Here is a 23415-nt window from a genome sequence, read left to right as displayed (position 1 = left end):
AGGAATTGTTAAGATTTTGTAAAGGTAGAGGGGAGGAAAACAGTCAAGAAAAATAATTCGAGTTTTTCAGCGGAAGAGAGTAGGGTGAAAATTTCGTTTATATAATTAATAAAGCAGATTTCGACATATTAAAGTTTCCTCCACTTGTGTTTAATTATCTTTCTTTCCGATGCGGTTTAGCTAATAACCCGAGAAATTAGTGGAGGGTATGCTGCAGGCGGAAATAGTCTGCGTGGCAAAAAAAGTAATGCCATCCCGTTTACAGTAAAGGCATTACTTTTTTTGCAGTTAATTGGTTTTACGGATCTCTGCCTGCCGGATTTCGGATTTCGTTTGTTCAATCAGTTTGTCACTCATATTAGCCATAGCCTGGGTGTGAGAGTTATAGCTGAAGAAAATGGCTGGGAGAGGAAAAGCAGCTTCTTTTGTTTCAGCCCAGACCTCTTCTATTTCTTCAGGCAGTTCATAAAAGCCTACGGCCCATACGTCCGGAAGGACGTGGTAGTGGCTGTTTGCAAGGTTTACGCTTTTTCCGTCACCAAACAGCTGCCCGCGGGTGTAGTGCCGCTCCACTAACGTGCCGTCCTTTTGAAGCATCACTGCCCGGTATTTTGTTTCTTCCATAGTAGTTGGCCTTCTTTCTGTACAATTAATTTATTGAATGAAATCTAAGCTTCATGTTCCCGGCGAGAAGCAAAAATAAAAGTATTAACGAAGAAATCTGGCTTTTAACGCCGGTTATACTTCAGGCCTTTGTCTTTGATGTGGTCGCACGAGTGAAAATTAAATTGATGAAAAGTTTTTCTGCAATGCTTTAGTTTAGTAATCAAAATAGGCCGAACGTAATAAAACATACCGTTCGTTGTATTTGGGTTCATGTATAAGCGCTGTTTATTAAAGCACCAATAAGTGTAATAACCCCTTCGAGAATTTTTAACTCTTAAAGGGTTTTAGATTTATTTTTAGTAGTATTTTTCGAAAAATAGGAATGAAAGAAAGTTTTGTAATTATTAATTTTGATTTCGGGGTATATACAGTAAAGACTCTTAAAATACGATGAAATTTATGGAAATTAACAATCCCAAAGAATAAAAATTTTATGAAAAATCTCCGGAAACGGGTGGGAAATGAGGGATAACCGATGGCTGTCAGGGAATCGACCTCCGATGAATCCCGGCAATCGGCAGTAGTCATCGTCGATAATGGGGAAATAAAAGAAAAGGTAAATCTTCGGGTGTTAAGCAATAAAGCTATTAAAGCATTGGCAAAAGACAGTGGCTTAAAAATTAAATCAACGAGAAAACAGGATATGATTGATGAAATTATGAATCAGGCAGCCGGGGCCAAACTAACGATTGATAATGAGGAAGCAGAAAATGCAGAAAACGCTTCCGGCAGTCAAAAAAATGAAGAGAATTACGCCGGGGTCATTATTACTAATAAAGACGGAAATGAAGAAGAAATTAATCTTTATTCCATGGAAAAACAGGCTGTTAAAAAGCTGGCGGCAGACAGTGGGCTGCAAATAACGAAGGAAGATAAAGACGATATGATTCAGGAGATCATGAAGCAGGTAAACGAAGCGTATCAAGCAACAGAAGAAAATCCTGCTGAGAATAATGACGAAAACGAGTCTGAAAATGAAACGGAGCAGAGCAGCGAAGAAAAATCAGCTCCAACGTCCTCCTCTTTCCTATCGAAGGCCGCACATGAAAGCCTCGTCCGTGATATTACACATGCCCTGGCTGCAGAATGGAAGGAGGACATGCATGAAAAGTTAAAAGAAGAGCTCAGGCAGCAGATAAAAAACGACTTTATGGAAAACTCATGGGACGATCTGGTGAAAGAAATTAAATCAGAGACCGAAAAGAACAGCCGAGGCAGAAAAAAAGCCTCTTCGATTAAGGCCCGTGCCGACGAATAAAGGGCCGGCAGGGTCATGCAGGTTCGGGCAGTAAAGAAAGGGGAAAACATAATGAGTGATAAAAAAGATAAAGTTACCTATGGGCTGATGGCAGCCGGAAGCTTGATCGGAGGAGCACTTCCGATGATTACAAAGGGAATGAAAAAGAAAGACAGTGGGGAAGAATCTTCTGAAGATTCCAGGGAAGAAACTAATACTTCAGAAAAAGAAAATGAAGGAGGGGCCACAGCTTCCATTTTGAAGAAGCCTCTAAAAAAAGCTGGCGAAGCCAAAGAGAGCGTAAAGCAGACTGCAGAAAAGTCGAAATCAAAGCTCCCGGGGATGGGAGAGTCATCTTCAGAGAATAAAGGTAAAGGGCAGGCGCCCAAAAAAGCAAGAATGGTTTCTAACAAAGAAAGCAGGCCGCAATTAAAAAACGCGGGAGGTACGGCAGGCAACGCTTCCAAAGGAAAGCCGGCGCCTTCCAAAAAGAAAAAATCCAAGCAGAATGGCCCACGGCTTACCGAAGTAATGGACAGCGTCAATGCATTTTTCGAAAACTATGTAGCTGAACCAAAGCGTATTACTTCTACAGAGGAAAAGGACGGTCTGTGGCACGTAAAGATTGATGTGCTGAACAACGATGGGAGGAAAACAAAGGTAGAAACGTACGAAGCCACTGTAGACGAAGAACTGGAGATTACCTCGTACAAACAGGTGAAATAAATTGTATTACAAGGATTCAATACGGCCTCTGCAGACTTCTTAAAAGAAGAGATGCAGAGGTTTTTCGTTATTGATACGCTGTAGTAAAGTGGAAAAATCAATGGAATTACCCCGTGAAGGCAAAATTCAAAAGCATATTTTTCATTTATTTGTAGTAATGTTACGTAAAAATGGTCTCGTTGTAATAATAGCGTAATATTCTAAATGCATTCTCTTTAATAATAAGTGAAAATACGGCAGTTTTGCATGAAAGTTGTGAAGGAAGGCCCGTTAATTTTACATAATATGAAAAACTATTAAGGTTAGATTACAACTAAATTAATGTCATTGCCAATTGTTCTTTTTCAAGGCATAATCGATAGCGTTGTGTTTGAGAGAAAGCGCAGAAAAACAATCGACGGCAAGACGCTCTGGCAATTCATGCAGTGGTGTCATAAAGACAAGTAAACATATAGGCAAACTTTTCAATGGACTTCGTCATTAGGACGACTAACAATATTATGATCACAAAGGATGAATTATTTATGATGAAAAAAACATTATTCGGTACAGCAATTACAGCAGGGGTAGTATTCGGAGCACCACAGGCAGCAGATGCTTCCATCGGTGATCATGGTTCTATGACCTACGGCGACGTTAACTCTTCTGTTGCAGAGCTTCAGGACACGCTGAAAGAAAAAGGATACTTCCACGGCTATACTGGTTCTACATTCGGCCCTAGAACGCTCAGCGCTGTAAAAGACTTTCAGGAAGCTAACGACATTTCTTCCCCAGCAGGCGACTACTTCGGCGTAGCCGGCCCACAAACGCAGGCAGCACTCGGCGGATCTTCTGATTCTTCTGATGAAGAAGTAGCAGGCGCGTCGACTTCTGAGTCCTCTGAAAGCACAGGCGGCGACAGCATGACAATGGAAGCTACCGCATACACCGCTGAATGTGCTGGCTGCAGCGGCATCACTGCAACAGGCGTTAACCTGAACAACGACCGTGACGCCAACGTCATTGCTGTAGACCCGGACGTCATCCCGCTCGGTTCCACAGTAAAAATCGAAGGCATGGGCACGTATGAAGCAGCAGACACTGGCGGAGCGATCAATGACGACCGCATTGACATCCACGTACCAACGAAATCCGACGCATTTGCGTTTGGTCGTCAGGACGTTGAAGTAACAGTAGTCGACTAATTACTATAAAAGAAGCGAGCCGAAGCCGGGAATTATTTCCCGGCTTCGGTTTTTTAGATCGAAAAAGGCTGTAACGACTTTTGAATCGTATTAATTGTTTTTCTACGCTCATAAACGGTTATTATATTAATAATAATGATTTTAATCTTCGTCTAATAATGATAATCTATATTTGGTGTAAAATTATTGGAAAAGATGCCTCCCTGACGTGAACAAAATATGGCCGGGAAATTTCCGCCAAAAGGAGACGTCTTTTTCTATTATGTAGGGAGTATGAAAGAAATGAAAAAACAACAGGGTGAAAAAGATATTATTTTAATCGGGGCCGGGATTATGAGTGCAACGTTAGGTGCACTGCTAAAAGAGCTGTCCCCGGACTGGAATATCAAAGTGTTTGAAAAGCTTGAAAAACCGGGAGAAGAAAGCTCGAACGAATGGAATAATGCCGGGACAGGACACGCGGCTTTATGTGAATTAAATTATACAAATGAGCAGCCGGACGGCTCGGTTGACATCAGTAAGGCCATCAGCATTAATGAAAAATTTCAGGTCTCCAAGCAGTTTTGGTCCTATCTGGTCAAAAGTGACTTGATCCACAATCCACGCGGCTTTATTATGCCTCTGCCGCATATCAGCTATGTGCGTGGCGATCACAACGTTTCATTCTTACGGACGCGTTACGAAAAAATGTCTGCGCATCCGTTATTTTCAGGAATGGAATTTTCGGAGGATCCGGAGGTGCTTGAAAAGTGGATGCCGTTAATGATGAAGGACCGTCAGATTGAAGAGCCGATAGCAGCTTCTAAAATTGCAGACGGCACGGATGTGAATTTTGGCTCGTTAACGAGTCAGCTGTTTAGTCATCTGGAAAAGAATAATGTAGAAATGAAATATAACCATGACGTGGATGATATTACACGTAACGAAGATGGCACCTGGGAAGTGAAGGTGCGCAATCATCAAAAAGAAACGCTTGAACTGCACGAGGCGGATTTTGTGTTTATTGGCGGAGGCGGCGGAAGCCTGCACCTGCTGCAAAAATCCGGTATTCCAGAAGGTAAGGGCATCGGTGGTTTTCCAGTAAGCGGCCAGTTTATGGTCTGTCAGAATCCAGATGTTGTAAAAGGGCATTTCGGCAAAGTGTACGGCAAAGCTCCTGTCGGAGCACCGCCAATGTCTGTTCCGCATCTTGATACGAGGTATATTAATAATCAGGAGACACTTTTGTTCGGCCCGTTCGCCGGCTTTTCTCCAAAGTTTTTAAAAACTGGTTCCCTGATGGACTTATTGAACTCCGTCAAGCCGGATAACCTGATTACAATGATGGCAGCGGGAGCCAAAAATATTCCGTTAACCAAGTATTTGATTAAAGAAGTTATGCTTTCCAAGGAACAAAGGATGGAAGAATTGAGAGAATTTATTCCAAGCGCCAAAACAGAAGACTGGGAGCCGCTTGTAGCCGGCCAGCGGGTCCAGGTTATTAAGGACACTGAAGAAGGAAAAGGCATCCTTCAGTTCGGGACAGAAGTGATCAGCGCGGAAGACGGCTCTATAGCTGCGCTGCTTGGGGCATCTCCAGGTGCATCTACTGCGGTATCAGTCATGCTCGAAATTATCGAGAAATGCTTTCCGCAGCACCTCGACGAATGGGAGCCGAAATTAAAAGAAATGATTCCTTCGTACGGTGTGAATCTGTCCGAGCATCCAGAACTAATCGAAGAAATTCACAAGTCCACCGAGGAAACGCTTGGGTTGAAAAACCATAAACAACCGCAAATGACGTAAATGCGATGTTAACTATTTTAAAGCCTCTTTTCAGTTTAAACAGCTGAAAAGAGGCTTTTTAATGTGATTTAAAAATAATTATCGATTCAGGAAAGATTGAATGCTACTGGAAAAAGTAATCCCGATAATAGTAAATCGTTATTATTAAAGCAAGAACAGTATACGCCAGTGCCACGAAGAAGGGTGTCGAGGAACGGAGACCACTGCGGGCTTCTGTTTCCATTCTAATACCAGTATCCCCCTGAGTCTGCATGCGAACGGCATCTGTGGAAAAGCCCCCGGAAGACGTGAACCAGCCAATTAAAATCACAGCAGCCAATCCGATTAGAAACGAAAATTCAATATATGCCACAGTAAAAAGGAAGGCTGCGAGCCAATTGATAAAGGTGATGGCTATCAGCGTTATCAGACCGGATAATGATTTCTTCATTGTAAGGACCCCTTAGGTATTTATGCTCAGCATGGTACTTTTTATAAGAATAAACAAAAATTTGAATTTTGTAAATATTATGTGAAGCATTTGTAAGTATTTAAGCACCGGAAAAAAGTAGCTTAAAATAGGAAATTATATACCGGAATTTTAAACGCTGATTTGGTACGATTCTTTATATCAAAACAAAAAGAGATGATAATAAAGGATGGAGAGAAGAAAGGATGAATAAATCAACCGCGTTTTTACTGATAATTTCTATTATCGCCATTTCTTTTGCGGCGATATTTGTAAAATGGTCTGAAGCCCCGGCCACCATTCTCAGCATGTACCGTATGTATATTGCCAGTTTATTTTTACTCCCGTTTGTCTGGTTAAAAAGGCATGACTTTAAAAATATCAAAAAACAAGAATGGGTGCTTTTCATCTTTTCAGGTGTTTTCCTAGGCATGCATTTTGCGCTCTGGTTTGGTTCATTAAAGCTGACCACAGTGGCAAGCTCCACCATTATTCTGGCTCTGCAGCCGGTAGTGGCGCTGGCTGGCGGCTTTTTAATTTATAAAGAACGGGTCAGCGTGCCGCAGCTGATTACGATCAGCCTGTCGATTTTCGGGGTAGTCATTATTGGTCTGGGAGACCTGGGACGCAGCAGCAGCTCTGCATTAATCGGCAACCTGCTTTCCTTTTTAAGTGTGATAGCGGTGGTTGTCTATTTATTAATCGGCCAGCGTGTCGTGAAGCGGGTATCGCACTGGCTGTACAGCTTTATCGTGTTCTTTGTAGCAGGAATATCGCTGCATGTTTTTAATGCAGTCTCAGGTGTGCCGGTGCGTGGATACGGGGCTGAAGAGTGGCAGATATTTATGCTGCTGGCATTTCTTCCAACGATTGCCCACGTTATTTACAATCACCTGTTGAACTTTATTAACACGTCCACCATTTCCATGACGATTTTAGGAGAACCGGTTGGGGCTACGATCCTGGCATTTTTTATTCTGGGAGAAGAAGTTGTCGCCCTGCAGATTATCGGCGGTATCATCGTGCTGCTCGGTGTTGGATTATTTTTAATTCAGCAGCAAAGAGCATATCAGCTATAGAATTGATGTGGAATATTAAGGCGCGGAAAATGTAAGAAAGCTGGCTGGTTTATTTAAATCAGCTTATTTGCCGTTCGAATTTTCACATTCAATGATTAATGAAGAACCTAAACGGAAATAAATGAAGAGAGGCAGTTAAGTTTCTGCTGCTTCAAATCATTTTGCACGCGAGTGTTTAAACAGGAGGAGTATTTTAATGGCTAACCAGCCGAAAAGCTTAGAAGAACAGTTTGATGGGCAGGCCGAAGCAGAATTAATGCCAATCGCAAAGTATTACTTTGAATTAAAACGGCAGGACAAGAACGTGCACTGGGAGATTTCCATCGTGGATAAGGACGATGAAGAAGATCTTTTTATTGGTTGGGCCGAAGAGTTGACCAACCGGAGCAATTACATTGAAGTGGATCCCATCCGGGCAAAGGACGGGGAAGACGCTACCAACCAAGTCATCCAAAGGATTAAAGAGCATATTTAATAGATGAATAAAAATTGCCTGAAAACAAATGATTAGCTCAGTAAGACAAGACTGGATCACTTCCAGTCTTGTCTTATTTTTAATGAAAAACAAGCTCAGAGCTTTTTTATTAATCGTTTTAAACAGTACGTACATTTAATTCCGATTAAGAATAAAAATTTATCGAATTTCAATAAATTTAATGATAAAATAAAAGCATCAATAAGGAGGTGCTTGTCATGAAAAGAGGCTCTACGCTCTTTTTAAAGATAGCGGTGATTTGTATCGGGCTGCCGGTACTTGCTTTATGTTTGTTCGGGCTGCCTGTGATGGCGGTAGAGGCTGGAGGCAGTGAAACGGGATTTGCTTATGTTATGTACGGAATTTTGGCTGTAATGTATGCAGCGGCAATACCCTTTTTTGCCGCTCTGTATCAGGCATTCAAACTGTTGAATTACATTGACAAAAACAAAGCGTTTTCAGAATTGGCTCTCAAGGCTTTAAAAGTGATCAAGTACTGTGCGGTCGCCATCAGCGGTTTGTATGTAGCAGGAATGCCCCTGTTTTACATCTTCGCGGAATTAGGTGATGCCCCGGGCGTCATCCTTATTGGAGCAGGCTTTGTATTTGCTCCTGCAGTAGTGGCAGTCTTTGCTGCTGTTCTTCAAAAATTATTTCAGCATGCGATAGATATAAAATCTGAAAATGATTTAACGGTCTGAGGTGAAAGCAATGGCAGTGATCGTCAACATTGACGTAATGCTTGCAAAAAGAAAAATGAGTGTAACCGAGCTTTCGGAAAAGGTGGGTATTACCATGGCGAATCTTTCGATACTGAAAAATGGCAAGGCAAAAGCTATACGTTTTTCCACTCTCGAAGCAATATGCAGGGCTCTGGAGTGCCAGCCTGGAGATATTTTGGAGTACCGGGAAGAAGAGGATGCAGGAAATTAAAAAAGAATTGTTCATTAAGGAAATTTAAGGAAACCAAAATATATTTTCAGGCTTTTTAATGCATGTATGTATGGTATGATGATGAAGAATTTAACATAAAGAGGGTGAATGGTAGGGACATGAAGTACTAATTCTATTTTGAAGCGGACACGAACGAAGAATGTAAGACAAAGCTCCCGTGTTTCAGGGTTTTTTGTCATGCGTTTCGGTAGTGTTCCGAATAGGATTAGTATGTGAAGCTCCCTGGTTTCTTTTCACCTGCGGGATACATCTGCCTCCTATTCGGGACGTCTATCGTTCATAGGAGGCTGTTTGTATAGAAAGAGCAATCGCTGCAGCCAGCCTCCGCCAATATAATTACGCGGAGATGATAGCATGGCGTTAGTACAATTAAATGATATTTGTTTCGAAGTTAAAGACCGGACCCTGTTTACCATTAAACATTTGGACATTCAACACAAAGACCGTATCGGACTTGTCGGGGCAAACGGTTCGGGAAAAACTTCTCTATTAAGAATCATTGCCAAAGAAGAGCAGCAGTTTCATGGCAGCGCGGTCCTTCACGGGAAACCGGCGCTTCTCCCACAGTTAAAACCGCAATCACAGCATAAAAGCGGGGGAGAAGTATCAAAAATGTTGATTGATAAAATCTTCGCTGAAGCGCAGGATCTGCTTTTAATGGATGAGCCCACCACCTATCTGGATACTGAAATAACAGAAAAAATCGAACAGGAGCTGCAAAAGCGTTCGGAAGCGATGATTATCACCTCTCACGACCGGGCATTTTTGGATACGCTCTGCACAAAAATATGGGAAATAGATGAAGGAAAAGTGTGGGTATATAACGGGAATTATTCTGATTATGAGCAGCAGAAAAAAGAGGCAGAAGAACGCCATGCAAAAGAATACGAAAAATACGTGCAGGAAAAAGCCCAGCTGGAAGAAGCTGTACAGCTTAAAGAACAAAAAGCACAGAAGGCAACCAAAAAGCCGAAAAATTTGTCCAGCTCTGAAGCCAGAATTACCGGGGCCAAGCCGCATTTTGCCAAGAAGCAGAAAAAGCTGAATCAGGGGGCCCTTGCGATGCAGTCGCGATTGAAGCATTTGAATAAAGTAGAAAAGCCAAAGGCAGTTGCACCGGTAAAAATGCAGGTGGCTAAGGAAGAAAAGCTTCGGAACCGTGTGATCATTCGCGGTCAGCAAGTAGAGGGGAAGATGGGAGAACGAATACTTTGGAGCAAGGTGAATTTTTCTATAACCAGTGGTGATAAAATAGGTATCACCGGGGCCAATGGCAGCGGTAAAACAACTTTTCTTCTTAAAATTCTGAATCAGAAGGATGGCATTACGGTTTCTCCGGCAGTAACATTCGGTTATTTTAGTCAAATGCTCGAAGTGTTAAACACGAAGGATTCAGTCATGGAAAACATGAAGGCTTCCTCAGTACAGAATGAAACAATTATGCGGACTGTGCTCGCCCGTCTTGGTTTTATTGGTGAAGAGGTGTTTAAGCCAGTGCACGTATTAAGCGGTGGGGAGAGAGTAAAAGCAGCTCTTGCTAAATTGTTTGTAAGCAGTGCGAATGTGTTAGTGCTCGATGAACCGACAAACTTCCTGGATATTACAGCCGTGAAAGCCCTCGAGGCCTTATTAATTGATTATTCGGGAACGGTTCTTTTCATTACTCACGACCGTCGGCTGCTGGCAAACGCCGCTACAAAATTATTTATATTGAAAGAGCAGCAGTTAATTCCGTTTGAAGGCCCTTTATCAGCCCATGAAGAAACTCCCGGGCCTCAAAAACATGAGCATTTGGAAGACGAGCTGCTGCAGGTGGAAACGAGCATTGCAGAAGTTTTAAGCCGGCTCAGCATTAAGCCGGCTCCGGAGCTGGATGAAGAATTTCAGAGTTTATTAGCCAGGAAAAAAGCGCTAATAAATCAGATAGAGGAAAACTAATTGCTTTAATAACAATGCCGGGTTTTTAAAACACTTTCTCTTTTATTGGGAGAAAGTGTTTTTACATATAACTTTTGGTTATATCTTCATCCATGATAAGTATTATGCGCATCCAGGATAGGGCGTTATAGTGTTTACAGATCAAAGCCTTTCCGAAGCAATTCCAGATAGATTTGATCTGTGGCAAACAAATACATGTCGCGGTGAAGAGGGGCATCCTGCAACGGGATAAAGACCACTCCTTTATAATCAACCTTCTGGACGATCATAGAAGGAAGATAGGAAATGCCATACCCCTGGGCTACAAACCCCACAATAGCATTATAAGGAACCTCCATAATGGAAGGAGCCGAAACATTGTAGTCATCTATAAGCCTGATGATTCGCTGATATAAAGGGGTGGGTGGACTGAGTATTTGTGGGTATTGGAAGCATTGGGTCATGGAAAGACGTTCATACTGTGCTAATGGATGACCGGCAGGAACTGCCGCAAAAAACTCGTCGTGAAATAAAAAAGCGGAAGCCAGGCCGTGGTACAAGGATTGATCCTGGACAATAGCTGCATCGATGTCTCCTGAACGGATCAGCGGCAATAAATCGATGGTATCGTCTTTAATATGAGTGAGCTGAAGCTGGAAAGGGCTGAAGCTCTCCATACGCTGCGGAAAATAATACGAAGCCAGTAAAGGGTCAGCTCCTATGTGAATAATTCTGCTTTCCATATGCTTTTTCAGACGGGAGTGCAGCTGGTTTACAAGAGGTTCGATATCATCATACAGCTTTTCTCCTTTTTGAGTAAGCATCATCCCCTGCGCAGAACGAACGAAAAGTGAAAAACCAAGTACGCCTTCTAATTGTTTGATTTGTTTGCTTAAAGCCGGCTGGGAAATAAATAATTTTTTGGAAGCTCTGGATATGTTTTTTTCCTGGGCGACAGCCAGGAAATAATCCAGCATGCGCATATTCATCTGTTCACATCCATTCTGAAAATAAAAGGAGTTTCTATGCTAAAATACTACACTTTACTGAGCTTTGCTATTGTTTTAGAAGTGATAGGCGCTGCTTATATGAAGGTGGCGAATGGTTTTAACAACCTGGAGGGTACTCTTATGGTAGCCTTTTGTTACATTGTAGCACTCAGCTGCTACATTATTCTTACTAATAACTACGAGTTAGGAATTGTGAATGCCTTATGGGCAGGAGGTGGAACGGTTCTGGTCGTTTTGATCGGCTCCGTTTTCTTTCAGGAAAGTATGTCTATTATAAAAGTCGCCGGGGTGTTATGTGTTGTCGTAGGAATGATAGGACTGAACATTCCCGAACGGCAGCATGATGATAAAGGAGCTTGGTGATGGGAGCCTTATTGTTAACTACAAGCTTAGTGTTTGCTGTTATTGCAAACCTGGCGGTGAAATTATCGAAGGGGTTTCAGAAAAAGCTGCCAAGCGCTGCTGCCTATTTGTTTTTTCTGGGATGCATTTATTTTCTTACCTTAAGTATTCAATATATGGAGATAAGTATCGCGTATGCGATCTGGTCGGGGGTAATGGTCGCCGCGACGGCAACACTTGGTGTTCTTTATTTTCAGGAGCCGCTCACGAGAAAAAAACTTGTATCCTTAACATTGATCGTTGCTGGCGTTTTGATGCTGCATCTCCAAAGTTAAATAAATCAAGAGCAGAGGTGTATTTCACCTTTGCTCTTAGTTGTATTCTGAAGTTTAAAGATAATATTGATCAGCCTGCTGATAAGCCCGTCGTGGGTTCTTTTTAATTTTTCTCGGCCCAAGAGCCATCGCAAACACTCCGACGGCTCCGTAGAAAGCGAAGGCCCAGGAATAATTAAATGCTCCGATTAACGCACCAGCAAAGAAAGAGCCAAGCACCTGCCCGAGTGCAAGGAGTAAAAAAGGAGTGCCGATCCCAAGAGAAGCATTGTTGATAAATACCCGGATCCCCCAGACCATTAAGACGCCGGTAATAAAAATGTAGGAGGAACCAAAGCATGCAGCTGACAGGTAAACCAGCGCCCATTGTTCAGGAAACAGGGCAAGCAGTAAGGAGGAGGTACCGATAACCAGACTCGCCCATTTGTAAGCAAAGGGGAGACCCAGTTTTTCGATTAAAGCACCGGAAAACCCGCCCAGCACCCCTGAAGCCCCGATAATAATCCAAAAAAGGGAGGTTTCGCTGCCACTGTACTGATTGGTGGAGGATAAAAAGTCGACAGAAAATGTCCAGAAAGCAGCGGTGGAAATTCCTAAAATGGTGGAACAGACGACTAAAGGAATTGCTCCTTCTACGCCCCGAAAAGAGAACTTCCCCCGCTCGAACATTACTTTCGGCTTTGGACCAAGGGAAGGAATCATTTTCGCATTCCATATAAATGCTATCAGAGCAATACCCGCATAGATCATATACGTCAGCCGCCATTCGGATGCGAGGAAGAGAGCTCCGGCCCCTGAAAGCGCAAGGCCCATACTCGTGCCGGAATTAATCCACGTGTTAGCTTTGCCCTGCTGCTTTTCCTTAAGCCAGAGAGAAATTGCAGCTCCGTATGGAGGCGAAACAAATCCTGTGCTGGCTCCGGCAAGCAAAACGCCACCTCCAAGAAACCAAACGTTTGGGCTTACACTCATCATCACCAGGCCGAGAAAAGCAGAAGCGCCGGCAGCGAGTACCATCCCCCGCGGGCCTTTTTCCGTGGTAAATACCGTGGCAGCGACAATGGCAAAGCAATAGGAAAAATAAAATAGTGACGAAATAAAACCGGAAGTAGAAGGGCTCATGCCCAGGTCTTCACTAATACCTGGCAGAAGCAGTCCATAACTGAACCGGGCCAGGCCGTAAGCGACAGCAATCATAATAATTCCCGGGGCGACTAGTGCAGAAAAGCGCAATTTCCATAAATCTCCTTTTAGATAGAACGACCTTTATAATAAAATGATAAAAAAATAAGGCTGCTAGGTAACTATTTTTTTTGCCATAGCTAGTGAATATTCGGTCGCCTGTTCAGCGCCTATGAGCGTTGTCATCGATGTTGTGCCTTCGAGCAGCAGGGTAAAGTAATGGGCAAAATCATTGTGATTTTCTTCACCAAGACGAACCGCTGCCTGCTGTAAATATTGCAGTAATTTTTCTTTATGTGAACGTGCAATACTTTCAATGCTGTTATCGGTGCCGGCGTAGTCTTCAATAGCCCGCAGAAACATGTCCCCCTTATAGGATTCTTCCTTCAGCCAGGTTCCGTGTGCTTTGACGACAGTGATAAAGGGGTGATCATTCTCGTCACGAACGAAATTGTCCAGATAAGACCAGTATCTTTCTTCCCGCTGCTTCAACACTTCTTCAACTAAATGCTCCTTGGACGAAAAATGATTATACAGTGTCATCGTTGCAACGTCCGCCTCCTGAATAATTTGCTTCAGGCCGACGCCGCGAAAGCCGTGTTCATAAAAAAGTCTTTCCGATACTGTTAAAAGTGCCTTTTTTTTCGCAGAAATAGCCATTGAATGCTCCTTTATTAGATAGAACGTTTATTATAATTTAGGATACCATCCGAAGCGTTAATCTGTCATTCTTTTTAATTGTTTACAGGGGAAATCGAAAGACAATTCCCATGAAATGATAAAATATAAATAAAGAATTAGGAAAAGCAGATAGTAAATCAAAAAAGCTTTGCCAGGGTATGTTTCTAACGATAGAGAGGTGAGTTTATGAGAATATTTGATGCGCACTTCCACATTATTGATTTTAACTTTCCCATTACCAAAAATCAGGACTACACGCCTCCGGAATACATTGCAGCCGATTACCAGAAAGATACAGCCGAGTACGACCTTCAGGGCGGTGCAGTAGTTTCAGGTTCATTTCAGGGGTTTGACCAGGGCTACTTAATTAAAGCCCTTCAACAACTGGGACCCTCATTCTGTGGGGTAACGCAGCTGCCGTCCAGTGTCAGTGATGAAGAAATTTTACGGCTGCACGACCACGGTGTGAGGGCGCTGCGGTTTAATATCCGGCGGGGCGGGTCCGAAGACCTTTCCAGACTCGATTACCTGGCCCGGAGAGTGCATGAAATAGCCGGGTGGCACAGCGAGCTTTATATGGATGCCAAAGGGCTGCCGGAAATAGCCTCTGTTATTGAAAATTTACCTGCTGTATCAATGGATCATTTAGGGCTGTCGGAGGAAGGTCTTCCTCATCTTTTGAAATTAGTAGATAAAGGCCTCAGAGTGAAAGCTACCGGCTTTGGGCGCGTGGAACTAAATGTCGCAAATGCTTTAACGTCTATTTATGACGCGAATCCGGATGCTTTGATGTTCGGCACCGACCTGCCGTCGACAAGAGCCCCGAGACCTTTCAAATATGAGGATGTCCAGCTGGTTCAAACTTTATTTGACGTTCAAGCAGCCGACAAAATTTTGTACTCGAATGCGTTGGAATGGTATAGGAAGTAATTGGGTCATGTGTGTAGAATCTACTGAATATGGGCTGCATACAGAAATTTGAAAGCGTTATTATTTATTTTCCCAAAGTTTTATCTTAATGAACCAATTTTAACACTTGTAAAACTGGAAGTACTGAAGAGTCATAACCAACCAATTGTTAAGTACTAGAAAATAAATCGGTATTAGGGAGCGCAAAAACTATGACGAAAAAACAACCTAAAGCTTCAGTTATTGTTGACAAGGATTTTGTGATTTCCAAGGTGGATGAGCGCATTTACGGCTCTTTCATTGAGCAGCTGGGACGTGCTGTATATGGCGGTATTTATGAACCAGGACATGAACAGGCAGATGAACAGGGCTTTCGTCAGGACGTGCTGCAATTAGTCAGGGATCTGCAGGTTCCCATTATCCGCTACCCGGGAGGAAACATGGTTTCTGCATATAATTGGGAAGACGGCGTCGGGCCAAAAAGTGAACGGCCAAGACGGCTCGAGCTTGCCTGGAGCACCATCGAAACGAATGAAGTAGGAACAAATGAATTTGCTGACTGGGCGGCAAAAGCCGGCGCCAATGTAATGATCGCTGTAAATCTTGGCACAAGAGGCATCGACGCTGCAAGATATCTGTTGGAGTACTGCAATCATCCCGGCGGCACGTACTATAGTGATCTGCGGAAAAGCCATGGCTATGAACAGCCGCACAATATTAAAACGTGGTGTCTAGGCAATGAAATGGATGGATCGTGGCAGCTTGGCGGTAAAACTGCTGAAGAATATGGCCGTCTCGCTTATGAAACAGCGAAGGCGATGAAAACCGTGGATCCATCGATCGAACTGGTGAGCTGTGGAAGCTCAAGCGCTGAAATGCCGACCTTTCCGGAATGGGAAGCAACAACGCTTTCACACACCTATGAATTTGCCGATTACATTTCGCTTCATCAATACTACGGAAATCCGGAAAATGATACAGCTAATTTTTTAGCGAAATCGTTGGATATGGATCAGTTCATTCGTACAGTAATCTCCACGTGCGATTACATCAAGGCCAAAAAACGAAGTGAAAAAACGATCAACCTTAGCTTTGATGAATGGAACGTATGGTTTCATTCGACCGAAGCGGATGAAAAACTGGAGCCCTGGCAGATCGCACCACCGCAGCTGGAGGACGTTTATAATTTCGAAGATGCCCTGCTGGTGGCTAATATGATTCATACGCTGATTAACCATGCTGACCGCGTAAAGATGGCCTGCATGGCCCAGCTCGTAAACGTGATCGCCCCCATTATGACTGAAAATCAGGGCAGAGCGTGGAAGCAGACGATTTACTATCCATATTATTATTTGTCAGTTTACGGACGCGGGAAGGCGCTGAAGCCGATCATTCATTCGGATAAATACGATTCCAAAGAGTTTACAGATGTCCCTTATTTAGATAACGCCGTTGTATTAAATGAAGAACGAAACGAACTGGTGCTTTTTTTGACTAACAGGCATCTGGAAAAATCATTGTCCATCACGTATGACCTGCGTTCATTTGAACAGGCTGAGGTAGTGGAGCATATCGTGCTCGAACATGATGATCCAAAGGCGGTGAATACAAAAGACAGGTAAGAAGTAGCACCGCACAGCAGAGGGAATGCTGTGATGGAGGACAAGCAGCTGAAGGCAGAGCTGCCACGCATGTCCTGGAATATGGTGAGACTGCGTATAAAAAAATAACTTGAAGTGATTAACAAGGGTTCTTAGATAAATGTCTAAGAACCCTTCAGTCTGCTAAAAATATTTTTAATTTTTGAGGTTACCGCCAGTCTTTTACTATAGTTAGTGATGAAGGAAAAGAGTGCTTGCAGCTTATGCTTTCAGTTAAAACACATTAAATAAAGGTATTTTAAATTTATCTTCAGAGTACATGATCTATAGCATAACCCTTTGGTAGTAATGCAACATTTATCGAATCAATAAATTTACTTTAAATCATAGAAACGATGAACTTTTTTGAATGCATTTTTAGTGTTACAGGCTACCTCTCCCATGATTACTGAAGATTTGGCTCCGGTAAAAACAGGAAGCTGATTATAATCACCCGTTAAACGTTTATACCCTAAAATCGCAAAAGCCATAGCTTCTTTCATTTGATTGTCAATTCCAAAATCATCGTGGGAGAGAAATTGAGATCCGGTGAGTTTTTGGCGTAAATCATTCATAAGCACGGGATTACGACTTCCACCACCGCCAATAATCACTTTGGAAACAGGAGAGGCGGGGTTTAACTGACGATAATGAAAAGCGATGGTTTCAGCTGTCCATTCCGTTACTGTTCGAATAATATCCGGCATCTTTAAACCTAACTTTTCACCTGTTGCCAGTATATGATTAACATAGGTATGTCCAAATAATTCGCGGCCAGTGGTTTTCGGGTACTGTCGGTACAGATAAGGCTCCTGCATGAGCCATTTAAGCAACTGCTGACTAGTTGACCCTGTTGAAGCTATCTCACCTTCAGAATCGTAGGCCAATTTACCGTTAGTGAACCTGCTTACCAGCTGATCAATCAGTATATTTCCAGGACCAGTATCAAAGGACACAGGTTCAGATTGGCTCTGCTTTGTGGGTAAATACGTTACGTTTCCTATACCACCGATGTTTTGGACAGCTACGTCTTTTTTATCTTCTCGAAAAAGCAGATGATCAACATAAGATACGAGGGGGGCACCCTGACCACCAGCTGCAATATCAGCAACACGAAAATTTCCAACAACCGGAGTGTCTGTTTGGTAAGATAATGCTGAAATATCACCAATTTGCAAAGTGTTTGGGATATCGAGCTCGTCAGTTTGATTCATAGTTGGCTGGTGAAAAATAGTTTGGCCGTGAGAGCTGATAAAAGAGAGATCATCACTGCTTCGATGATATTTTTTTAATGTTTTGTTCACTATATCTGCATACATATTTCCCAGATAGGCATTCATCGAAGAAATTTTTTCAATTCGGGCAGAAGAAGGTTCACATAATTGATGCAACACCGCTTTAATTTTTGCAGAGAAAGGTTCGCTATACTGGCCTGCAATTTTATAGTTTGTTTGTGAATCAGTCTCACTTATTTCAATAAGAGCAGCATCAACCCCATCTAAAGAAGTTCCGGACATTAAACCTATACCTAAAATAGTCATCGTTTCTCCTCACTTTAGGAATTATGATTTTTAGTTTTAGCCTTTTTAGCATCTTTGCTTTCAATATTTGTAGAAGATAATGATTTGACTCCATACGTGTAGTCTTGATCTTTTTCAGCCTCTTCATCTACAAAAAGGGTTTCCTTGCCTTCACTATAAACAACGCCGGCGATATTTTCGGGATTGGAGTAATCGCCTTCTTTATTTCCTTCAAACCGATAGACTACGAATTTTTCTGCTTCTTTGTTGTCATAAATATAAATATTATTATTATTATGTTCAACTTTTATTCTATTCGGTTTTTTGGGCTTTTGTTCTCCGTTCCATGGGGCCTCGGGCACTAAAGCTTTTGTATAGTAAACTTCGTCCTGAACGAGGTCCATGTAGCTAAGTTTATTTTGTAAGATTTTAGACCATGAAAAATGCATTTGTCCTTCAACACCGGAGTGGTTGCGATTATCTTTAATTTGTTCGGTCAATTCGGCAGGGTTATTCCATGTATCGTCAATAGTATCTGTCCCTACTTTATAATCAGCCAAACCAATGTATAAATTAGTAGGGTGAACTTGTGAGTATTGGTCTACTTCGTTTTCCCACCATTTCTGCAATATTGTATAATTTGCTGGCTGGAAATCTCTTGACCAATAAATTTGCGGAGTAATGTAGTCTAAAGAGCCATTTTTAATCCACTGACGAGTATCTGCATATAAATCGTCATAGTTGGTTTGAGCGGCTGTAGTATCACTGCCACTTGGATCTACGGAGTCATTTCTCCATACTCCGAATGGGGATATACCGTACTCCACAGAAGGGTCTATACTTTTAATCGCAGTATTGATATCGTCCACGAGAGTATTTACATTATTTCTTCTCCAGTCTTCTTTATTCTCATAATTTTCTCCGAACTGATCGAAAGAGTCACTATCCGGAAAATCTTCACCTGCAATTCTGTAAGGGTAGAAATAGTCGTCCATGTGCACTGCATCTATATTGTAGTTGTTCACTAATTCTTCGATCGTTTTTATCACATACTCCTGCGTTTCTGGAATACCAGGATCCAAGTAATATTGATCTCCGTAATTTACTACCCACTCAGGATGTTTAACAGCCACATTTGTTTCAGACAAATCCGAAAGCTCTTCTCCTGGCATCGTCAATCGATATGGATTAACCCAGGCATGTAATTCAATACCACGCTGATGTGCAGCATCGAGCATTATTTGTAAAGGGTCATACCCTGGATCAGTCCCTTGATTTTCTCCTGTGATATAAGAGGACCAGGGCTCTATGTCAGAAGGGTAGAGGGCATCGCCTGCGGGTTTAACCTGAAACACAGCAGAATTAAAATTTTGATTTTCAATCTGGGACATAGTGTTAGCAGCCCAGTCTTTAAATTCTTCTTTATTTTTTCCTGACGGCATATCAATATTTTCAACACTGGCTATCCAGGCTGCTCTCATCTCTCTTTTAGGCTGGTAAGAATCACTCTCTGCTTTAGCGGTAGCGGTGCCTGTATAAGGAATTATCATTATCAAAGCCATTGCTAAAAATGCTAATCTTTTTTTCAAAATAATCACCCCCTGAATTCTTGGTTCAGCTTTTATTTAAAGTATCAGCAGAAGGATATCCATTTAATATATCCTGAATGCGACCGCGATGACGAAGAAGGGCATTAGCTACTTCGTTACCTTGAAGTGAAGTTAAAAGCGAGACTATAGCGGGTTTAACTTCTTTATAATTTTCCAGTGCATCAATGGCTTCAGATTCCGAGCATCCTGTGGCCTCGATAATAATACTAAGAGCCCTTTCACGAAGTTTAATATTTGACGGCTGAAGGTCCACCATCAGATTTCCATAAACTTTTCCCTGGCGAATCATAGTGCCTGTTGATAGCATGTTTAGTATTAATTTTTGAGCAGTTCCGGCTTTCATGCGTGTTGACCCCGTGATGGCTTCTGGTCCTGTGTTTACTTCCAAAGCGGTGTCGGCGGTTTCAGCCAGTGGAGATCCGTAGGAACAGACTAATGCAATGGTATAAGCACTGTTTTCATTAGCAGCTTCTAAGGCTCCTATAGTATATGGGGTCCGGCCGCTTGCGGCGATACCAACAACTGTGTCGTTTTTATTTACATTAAGATTTTGAATATCTTTTCTGCCTGCTTCTATATCATCTTCTGCACCTTCTGCCGCCTGGAAAATTGCTTTTTCGCCCCCGGCAATTACACCTAATACATTAGAAGGTTCTGCGTTAAATGTCGGTGGGCATTCGACAGCGTCAAGTACGCCTAATCGCCCGCTTGTGCCGGCACCTACATATAATAAACGGCCTCCTTTATTCATGGAAGAAGTTATACGATCAACCGATTCAGCGATAATTGGGATGATGTCTGCAATAGCTAAAGGAACCGTTTGATCCTCCTTGTTAATCAACTCCAGCATCTTATCGGTTGGTAAATTGTCAATGTTTGTAGTTTTCGGATTTCGCTTTTCTGTATCTATATTTTTCATTTCCTCACTCCCTTGTAATAATTGAAGCAGGCGGCTTCAACAAAAATGTTTTTATTCGATTTTGATACCGTATTTGTTAATTGAAAATTGCTTATATGCTTTTGGAATTCGCTAAAGTATCTGTCATTGTTTTCAAACATTCCTCCCTTAACGATCAAGGGAATACTGGAAGACAAGCCGAGAGATGTAATAGCTTTATAAACACTGCCGGCCATTTTTCGTGAGGCATCACTTATAATGCTCTGTGCCTCTGAATTACCGTTTTTAGCTGTTGATTCCACCCAGAGAGAGAGTTGGGCAATGGCTTCTTTATCCTGACAGTAAAACCATTCTTTAAGTTTATTGCTTGAGGCGGGATAATCATCTTTTATCCATTGGTCTTTAAGTATGGATCTGTAGCAGTATTCCATACTTTCTAAAACCTGCTGTATAGCCTTTTTGCCAATTCCATATGCACTTTCTTCATCACCTAATAGATGCCCCCAACCTCCAAGAGTCTTCAATTTGTTTTGATGCTCCAAGCAAATAATAGCCCCGGTGCCGGAAATTACAAGCATACCTTCTCCTTTAGGGAATTCTGCCCGATAACCCAATTCAATATCACTGGTAACTGCAATGTTTTCGTTTATATAGTTGTACCAATGCAGAGGGGTATGCCATCGGTGTTTATATGTGTTAAACCCAGCAATTCCTATAATGGCCCGGAGTGGTTTTATTTGTATTTGTTCAGCACATTGTATTAAGGCATCTTCAATATTTTGTTCAGCGTAATCATTATTACTGACAATGTTGCCCGGCCCGGTCTGAATTTGAAATAAAATCTTTTTCGACTGCATTTCTACAAGAGTCCCTACAGTTTTTGTGCCACCAGCATCTATTACTACGATGTATTGCCCGTAAAAAGATTTATTCAAAGGCGAACATCTCCCACGGCTTCAAATAGTTCATTAAAATATTTTCTTCATCATCAATTCGGGCAATGATGTTCTTATTACCATCGTTCTGCATTTCTTTTAGAGCGATTTGGAGTTCTCCTTTGTATTGACCGTAATTATCATTACCTATGACAATGTCTCCGCGTTGAATATTGTTGCAGTCATGAAACGGAAAAGAATATTCTTTGTACTTTACACGGCTTTGTGTAGACCGGATAACATAGTCAGAAACATCCCCGCGATAAAAGTGGGGTTCTTGAAAAAGTATTGTTTTTTCCAACTCAGTAACGTCGTCGGACAAATGAATCTTAAAAGTGATCATGCTTTTAGATAAATTTGAAAGAATGCTCATCTCTTCATTTGAGGCAAAACAGTTGCTAATAATAACGTCATCGATTAATTGAGTCGCAAAGAGGTGTTTTGCCTGCGTTTTTAATGAAAGATTTCGGTGTTCCTCCAGGGTAGGCATGCCTTCCATAATAGGCCAGGGACCGAAAGAACTTTCAGGAGAGGTAATGAATGCACTGGTATGGAGGCCGTACTTAAGGAATTTCAGGCTGCATTCTTCAAAGAAGTCATAGGATAAACCAGTGTAGCGCTGTGGGTAAAAGTTGTGGCTGCCAATTAGATTTTCACGGTTGGGCTGATAAGAAAGAATATTATCGATGTAGTGGGTGGCGTTGCTCATATTAATTTCGATTTTTAAGTCGAATTTATTATGAGTCATCTTTGCTTCTTCAAGTCCAGTAAAACCGAGATCTAATCGGAGGCCATCAGCGCCTAAATCGTTAAAAAAAGACAAATCATTGTAATCGATATCCAATGCGGTAAAAGTTTTTGGGCTGACATCCACTATAATTTCAAAGCCTAAATGTTTTGCTTCCGTTATCGTCTTTTTGAAATCGCTTAAAATAGCAGATTTTGAACCTTCAACGGAGAGAAGGCACATAAATATTTTCGAAAAACCGTACTCATGAGCCTGGCGGATGTAATTAATATTGTCTTCATAAGAAGCGTGATTTGGGTAAATAGAAATGCCTAGCCTTTTAATTATAATCATCCTTTCTTTTTTGAAATAAAATTTCAAAATAAAATAACTTAAGAACTGGTTTTTTCGCCATGAATTTGCTTTTGTAAAGAAATTAAATGCTTAATCAAGGTGATTTCTGATTCAGCGCCCATAAGGTGATCCTGGGCATGAACCATCAGTAAGGACATAGTGACTTTATCGCCATTAATTTCATTCTGAATTAATTTTGTTTGTGTATTGTGCGCTCGTTTCAATTGATCATCCGCCAATTGTAGATTTTCATCAGCTTCTTTGTAATCTTTATTCTCGACCATTTCCAGGCTTTCATAAGCCAGGCTCTTAGCATCACCTGCATTAGAAATGATTTCAAAAATGTCCTGTTCGTATGTTTTATCCATAGAAAAACCCCTTTCAAACCAAAATTTTGAAAAATTTCAGTAAATTGTTGAAATTTAATTTTATATTAGCATATAATGTACTCAGGTTAAAATAAAATTTTAAAATTCAGGGGGTTTATGATGAACGTATTATTTATTTGTTCGGGTGGAATGTCGAGTGCTATCGCTGTGGATGCATTAAAGAAAGAGGCAGAAAAAAATGGGCAGGAGCTCCACGTAAAAGCAATTGGGAGCAGCGAGGTAGAGGATGAAATAAAAAATGGATGGAATGTTTGTATGGTAGCTCCACAAATACGCCATCAATTCAAAAAAATCGAAGGAATTGCGCAAACTGAAAATATTCCGTGTGGACAAATTCCCCCAAATGCCTACAATCCTATGGGAGGTAAACGAATGCTTGAAACCATGAATAATACAGTGGACCAATAAAGGG

General features: G+C 41.8%; 24 protein-coding genes and 1 pseudogene. 14 read left to right on the top strand and 11 right to left on the bottom strand.

Annotated features, from left to right (window positions below; all coding sequences use genetic code 11):
• Window positions 1-288: 288 nt before the first annotated feature.
• Complete coding sequence (locus Q0757_RS12175; RefSeq protein ID WP_298787723.1) at window positions 289-624, bottom strand: hypothetical protein; 336 nt, start codon at window positions 622-624, stop codon at window positions 289-291.
• A 517-nt stretch (window positions 625-1141) separates the two neighbouring features.
• On the opposite strand from Q0757_RS12175, the gene Q0757_RS12170 reads away from it, so the two are divergent.
• The 4 genes from Q0757_RS12170 to Q0757_RS12155 all read left to right on the top strand — a co-directional run bounded on the left by Q0757_RS12170 (window position 1142) and on the right by Q0757_RS12155 (window position 5598).
• Window positions 1142-1924 (top strand): hypothetical protein, encoded by a 783-nt coding sequence (locus tag Q0757_RS12170; RefSeq protein ID WP_298787721.1) that lies wholly within the window; start codon window positions 1142-1144, stop codon window positions 1922-1924.
• Between the two features lie 51 nt (window positions 1925-1975).
• Window positions 1976-2629, top strand: coding sequence for a hypothetical protein (locus Q0757_RS12165; protein ID WP_298787719.1), 654 nt, complete (start codon window positions 1976-1978; stop codon window positions 2627-2629).
• A gap of 524 nt (window positions 2630-3153) precedes the next feature.
• Window positions 3154-3813 carry a 3D domain-containing protein gene (locus Q0757_RS12160; RefSeq protein ID WP_298787717.1) on the top strand — a complete coding sequence of 220 codons (660 nt, stop codon included), beginning with the start codon at window positions 3154-3156 and terminating at the stop codon, window positions 3811-3813.
• A 282-nt stretch (window positions 3814-4095) separates the two neighbouring features.
• Window positions 4096-5598 carry a malate:quinone oxidoreductase gene (locus Q0757_RS12155; protein ID WP_298787715.1) on the top strand — a complete coding sequence of 501 codons (1503 nt, stop codon included), beginning with the start codon at window positions 4096-4098 and terminating at the stop codon, window positions 5596-5598.
• Between the two features lie 103 nt (window positions 5599-5701).
• Here Q0757_RS12155 and Q0757_RS12150 read toward each other — a convergent pair whose 3' ends face one another.
• Window positions 5702-6028: a hypothetical protein gene (locus Q0757_RS12150; RefSeq protein ID WP_298787713.1), complete on the bottom strand. Its 327-nt coding sequence runs from the start codon at window positions 6026-6028 to the stop codon at window positions 5702-5704.
• Between the two features lie 224 nt (window positions 6029-6252).
• Between Q0757_RS12150 and Q0757_RS12145 the strand changes: the two genes are divergently transcribed.
• From Q0757_RS12145 to abc-f, 5 genes are all read left to right on the top strand, one after another.
• Window positions 6253-7125 carry a DMT family transporter gene (locus Q0757_RS12145; protein WP_298787711.1) on the top strand — a complete coding sequence of 291 codons (873 nt, stop codon included), beginning with the start codon at window positions 6253-6255 and terminating at the stop codon, window positions 7123-7125.
• 196 nt (window positions 7126-7321) lie between these two features.
• Complete coding sequence (locus Q0757_RS12140) at window positions 7322-7600, top strand: hypothetical protein (protein ID WP_298787709.1); 279 nt, start codon at window positions 7322-7324, stop codon at window positions 7598-7600.
• Between the two features lie 218 nt (window positions 7601-7818).
• Window positions 7819-8301, top strand: coding sequence for a DUF2975 domain-containing protein (locus tag Q0757_RS12135; RefSeq protein WP_298787707.1), 483 nt, complete (start codon window positions 7819-7821; stop codon window positions 8299-8301).
• Between the two features lie 10 nt (window positions 8302-8311).
• Window positions 8312-8533, top strand: coding sequence for a helix-turn-helix transcriptional regulator (locus Q0757_RS12130; protein WP_298787705.1), 222 nt, complete (start codon window positions 8312-8314; stop codon window positions 8531-8533).
• Between the two features lie 375 nt (window positions 8534-8908).
• Window positions 8909-10492 (top strand): ribosomal protection-like ABC-F family protein, encoded by a 1584-nt coding sequence (abc-f, locus tag Q0757_RS12125; RefSeq protein ID WP_298787703.1) that lies wholly within the window; start codon window positions 8909-8911, stop codon window positions 10490-10492.
• Window positions 10493-10626: 134 nt separating this feature from the next.
• On the opposite strand, the gene Q0757_RS12120 is transcribed toward abc-f, so the two are convergent.
• Window positions 10627-11460: a LysR family transcriptional regulator gene (locus tag Q0757_RS12120; RefSeq protein ID WP_298787701.1), complete on the bottom strand. Its 834-nt coding sequence runs from the start codon at window positions 11458-11460 to the stop codon at window positions 10627-10629.
• A 36-nt stretch (window positions 11461-11496) separates the two neighbouring features.
• Here Q0757_RS12120 and Q0757_RS12115 point away from each other — a divergent pair, with 36 nt between their 5' ends.
• Together Q0757_RS12115 and Q0757_RS12110 are read left to right on the top strand one after the other, a co-directional pair.
• Entirely contained in the window at window positions 11497-11844 is a 348-nt protein-coding gene (locus Q0757_RS12115) for a multidrug efflux SMR transporter (RefSeq protein ID WP_298787699.1), read from the top strand.
• Window positions 11844-12158, top strand: coding sequence for a multidrug efflux SMR transporter (locus Q0757_RS12110; protein ID WP_298787698.1), 315 nt, complete (start codon window positions 11844-11846; stop codon window positions 12156-12158). The genes Q0757_RS12115 and Q0757_RS12110 overlap by 1 nt, the downstream gene beginning before the upstream one ends.
• A gap of 54 nt (window positions 12159-12212) precedes the next feature.
• Here Q0757_RS12110 and Q0757_RS12105 read toward each other — a convergent pair whose 3' ends face one another.
• On the bottom strand, window positions 12213-13391 hold the full coding sequence (locus Q0757_RS12105; RefSeq protein ID WP_298787696.1) for an MFS transporter: 1179 nt from the start codon (window positions 13389-13391) through the stop codon (window positions 12213-12215).
• Window positions 13392-13454: 63 nt separating this feature from the next.
• Window positions 13455-14000: a TetR/AcrR family transcriptional regulator gene (locus Q0757_RS12100; RefSeq protein ID WP_298787694.1), complete on the bottom strand. Its 546-nt coding sequence runs from the start codon at window positions 13998-14000 to the stop codon at window positions 13455-13457.
• Window positions 14001-14207: 207 nt separating this feature from the next.
• Here Q0757_RS12100 and Q0757_RS12095 point away from each other — a divergent pair, with 207 nt between their 5' ends.
• Both Q0757_RS12095 and Q0757_RS12090 read left to right on the top strand, forming a co-directional pair.
• A complete protein-coding gene (locus tag Q0757_RS12095; protein WP_298787691.1) occupies window positions 14208-14951 on the top strand; it encodes an amidohydrolase family protein in 744 nt (247 codons plus the stop codon).
• Window positions 14952-15142: 191 nt separating this feature from the next.
• Window positions 15143-16660 (top strand): annotated as a pseudogene (locus tag Q0757_RS12090) (alpha-N-arabinofuranosidase).
• Between the two features lie 245 nt (window positions 16661-16905).
• Here the strand turns inward: Q0757_RS12090 and Q0757_RS12085 are convergent.
• Genes Q0757_RS12085 through Q0757_RS12060 form a run of 6 tightly spaced genes read right to left on the bottom strand, consistent with a single transcriptional unit; the run spans window position 16906 to window position 22982 of the window.
• Window positions 16906-18111, bottom strand: a complete 1206-nt coding sequence (locus Q0757_RS12085; RefSeq protein WP_298787690.1) for an anhydro-N-acetylmuramic acid kinase — start codon at window positions 18109-18111, stop codon at window positions 16906-16908.
• Between the two features lie 14 nt (window positions 18112-18125).
• Window positions 18126-19679: a glycoside hydrolase family 10 protein gene (locus Q0757_RS12080; protein ID WP_298787688.1), complete on the bottom strand. Its 1554-nt coding sequence runs from the start codon at window positions 19677-19679 to the stop codon at window positions 18126-18128.
• Between the two features lie 25 nt (window positions 19680-19704).
• Window positions 19705-20619 carry an N-acetylmuramic acid 6-phosphate etherase gene (gene murQ / locus Q0757_RS12075; protein WP_298787686.1) on the bottom strand — a complete coding sequence of 305 codons (915 nt, stop codon included), beginning with the start codon at window positions 20617-20619 and terminating at the stop codon, window positions 19705-19707.
• Window positions 20616-21533, bottom strand: coding sequence for a BadF/BadG/BcrA/BcrD ATPase family protein (locus Q0757_RS12070; RefSeq protein ID WP_298787684.1), 918 nt, complete (start codon window positions 21531-21533; stop codon window positions 20616-20618). The genes murQ and Q0757_RS12070 overlap by 4 nt, the downstream gene beginning before the upstream one ends.
• Entirely contained in the window at window positions 21526-22605 is a 1080-nt protein-coding gene (locus Q0757_RS12065) for a DUF871 domain-containing protein (protein ID WP_298788176.1), read from the bottom strand. The genes Q0757_RS12070 and Q0757_RS12065 overlap by 8 nt, the downstream gene beginning before the upstream one ends.
• Window positions 22606-22652: 47 nt before the next feature.
• The gene (locus Q0757_RS12060; protein ID WP_298787682.1) at window positions 22653-22982 is read right to left on the bottom strand and encodes a PTS lactose/cellobiose transporter subunit IIA; all 330 of its coding nucleotides are present in this window, start codon (window positions 22980-22982) and stop codon (window positions 22653-22655) included.
• Window positions 22983-23102: 120 nt separating this feature from the next.
• Here Q0757_RS12060 and Q0757_RS12055 point away from each other — a divergent pair, with 120 nt between their 5' ends.
• Window positions 23103-23411 (top strand): PTS sugar transporter subunit IIB, encoded by a 309-nt coding sequence (locus tag Q0757_RS12055; RefSeq protein ID WP_298787680.1) that lies wholly within the window; start codon window positions 23103-23105, stop codon window positions 23409-23411.
• Window positions 23412-23415 lie beyond the last annotated feature (4 nt).

This window comes from uncultured Marinococcus sp., from assembly GCF_947493875.1.
Classification (GTDB): Bacteria; Bacillota; Bacilli; order Bacillales; family Marinococcaceae; genus Marinococcus.
Note: the sequence above shows the minus strand (reverse complement) of the source record. Positions and strands in the feature narration are given on the sequence as shown.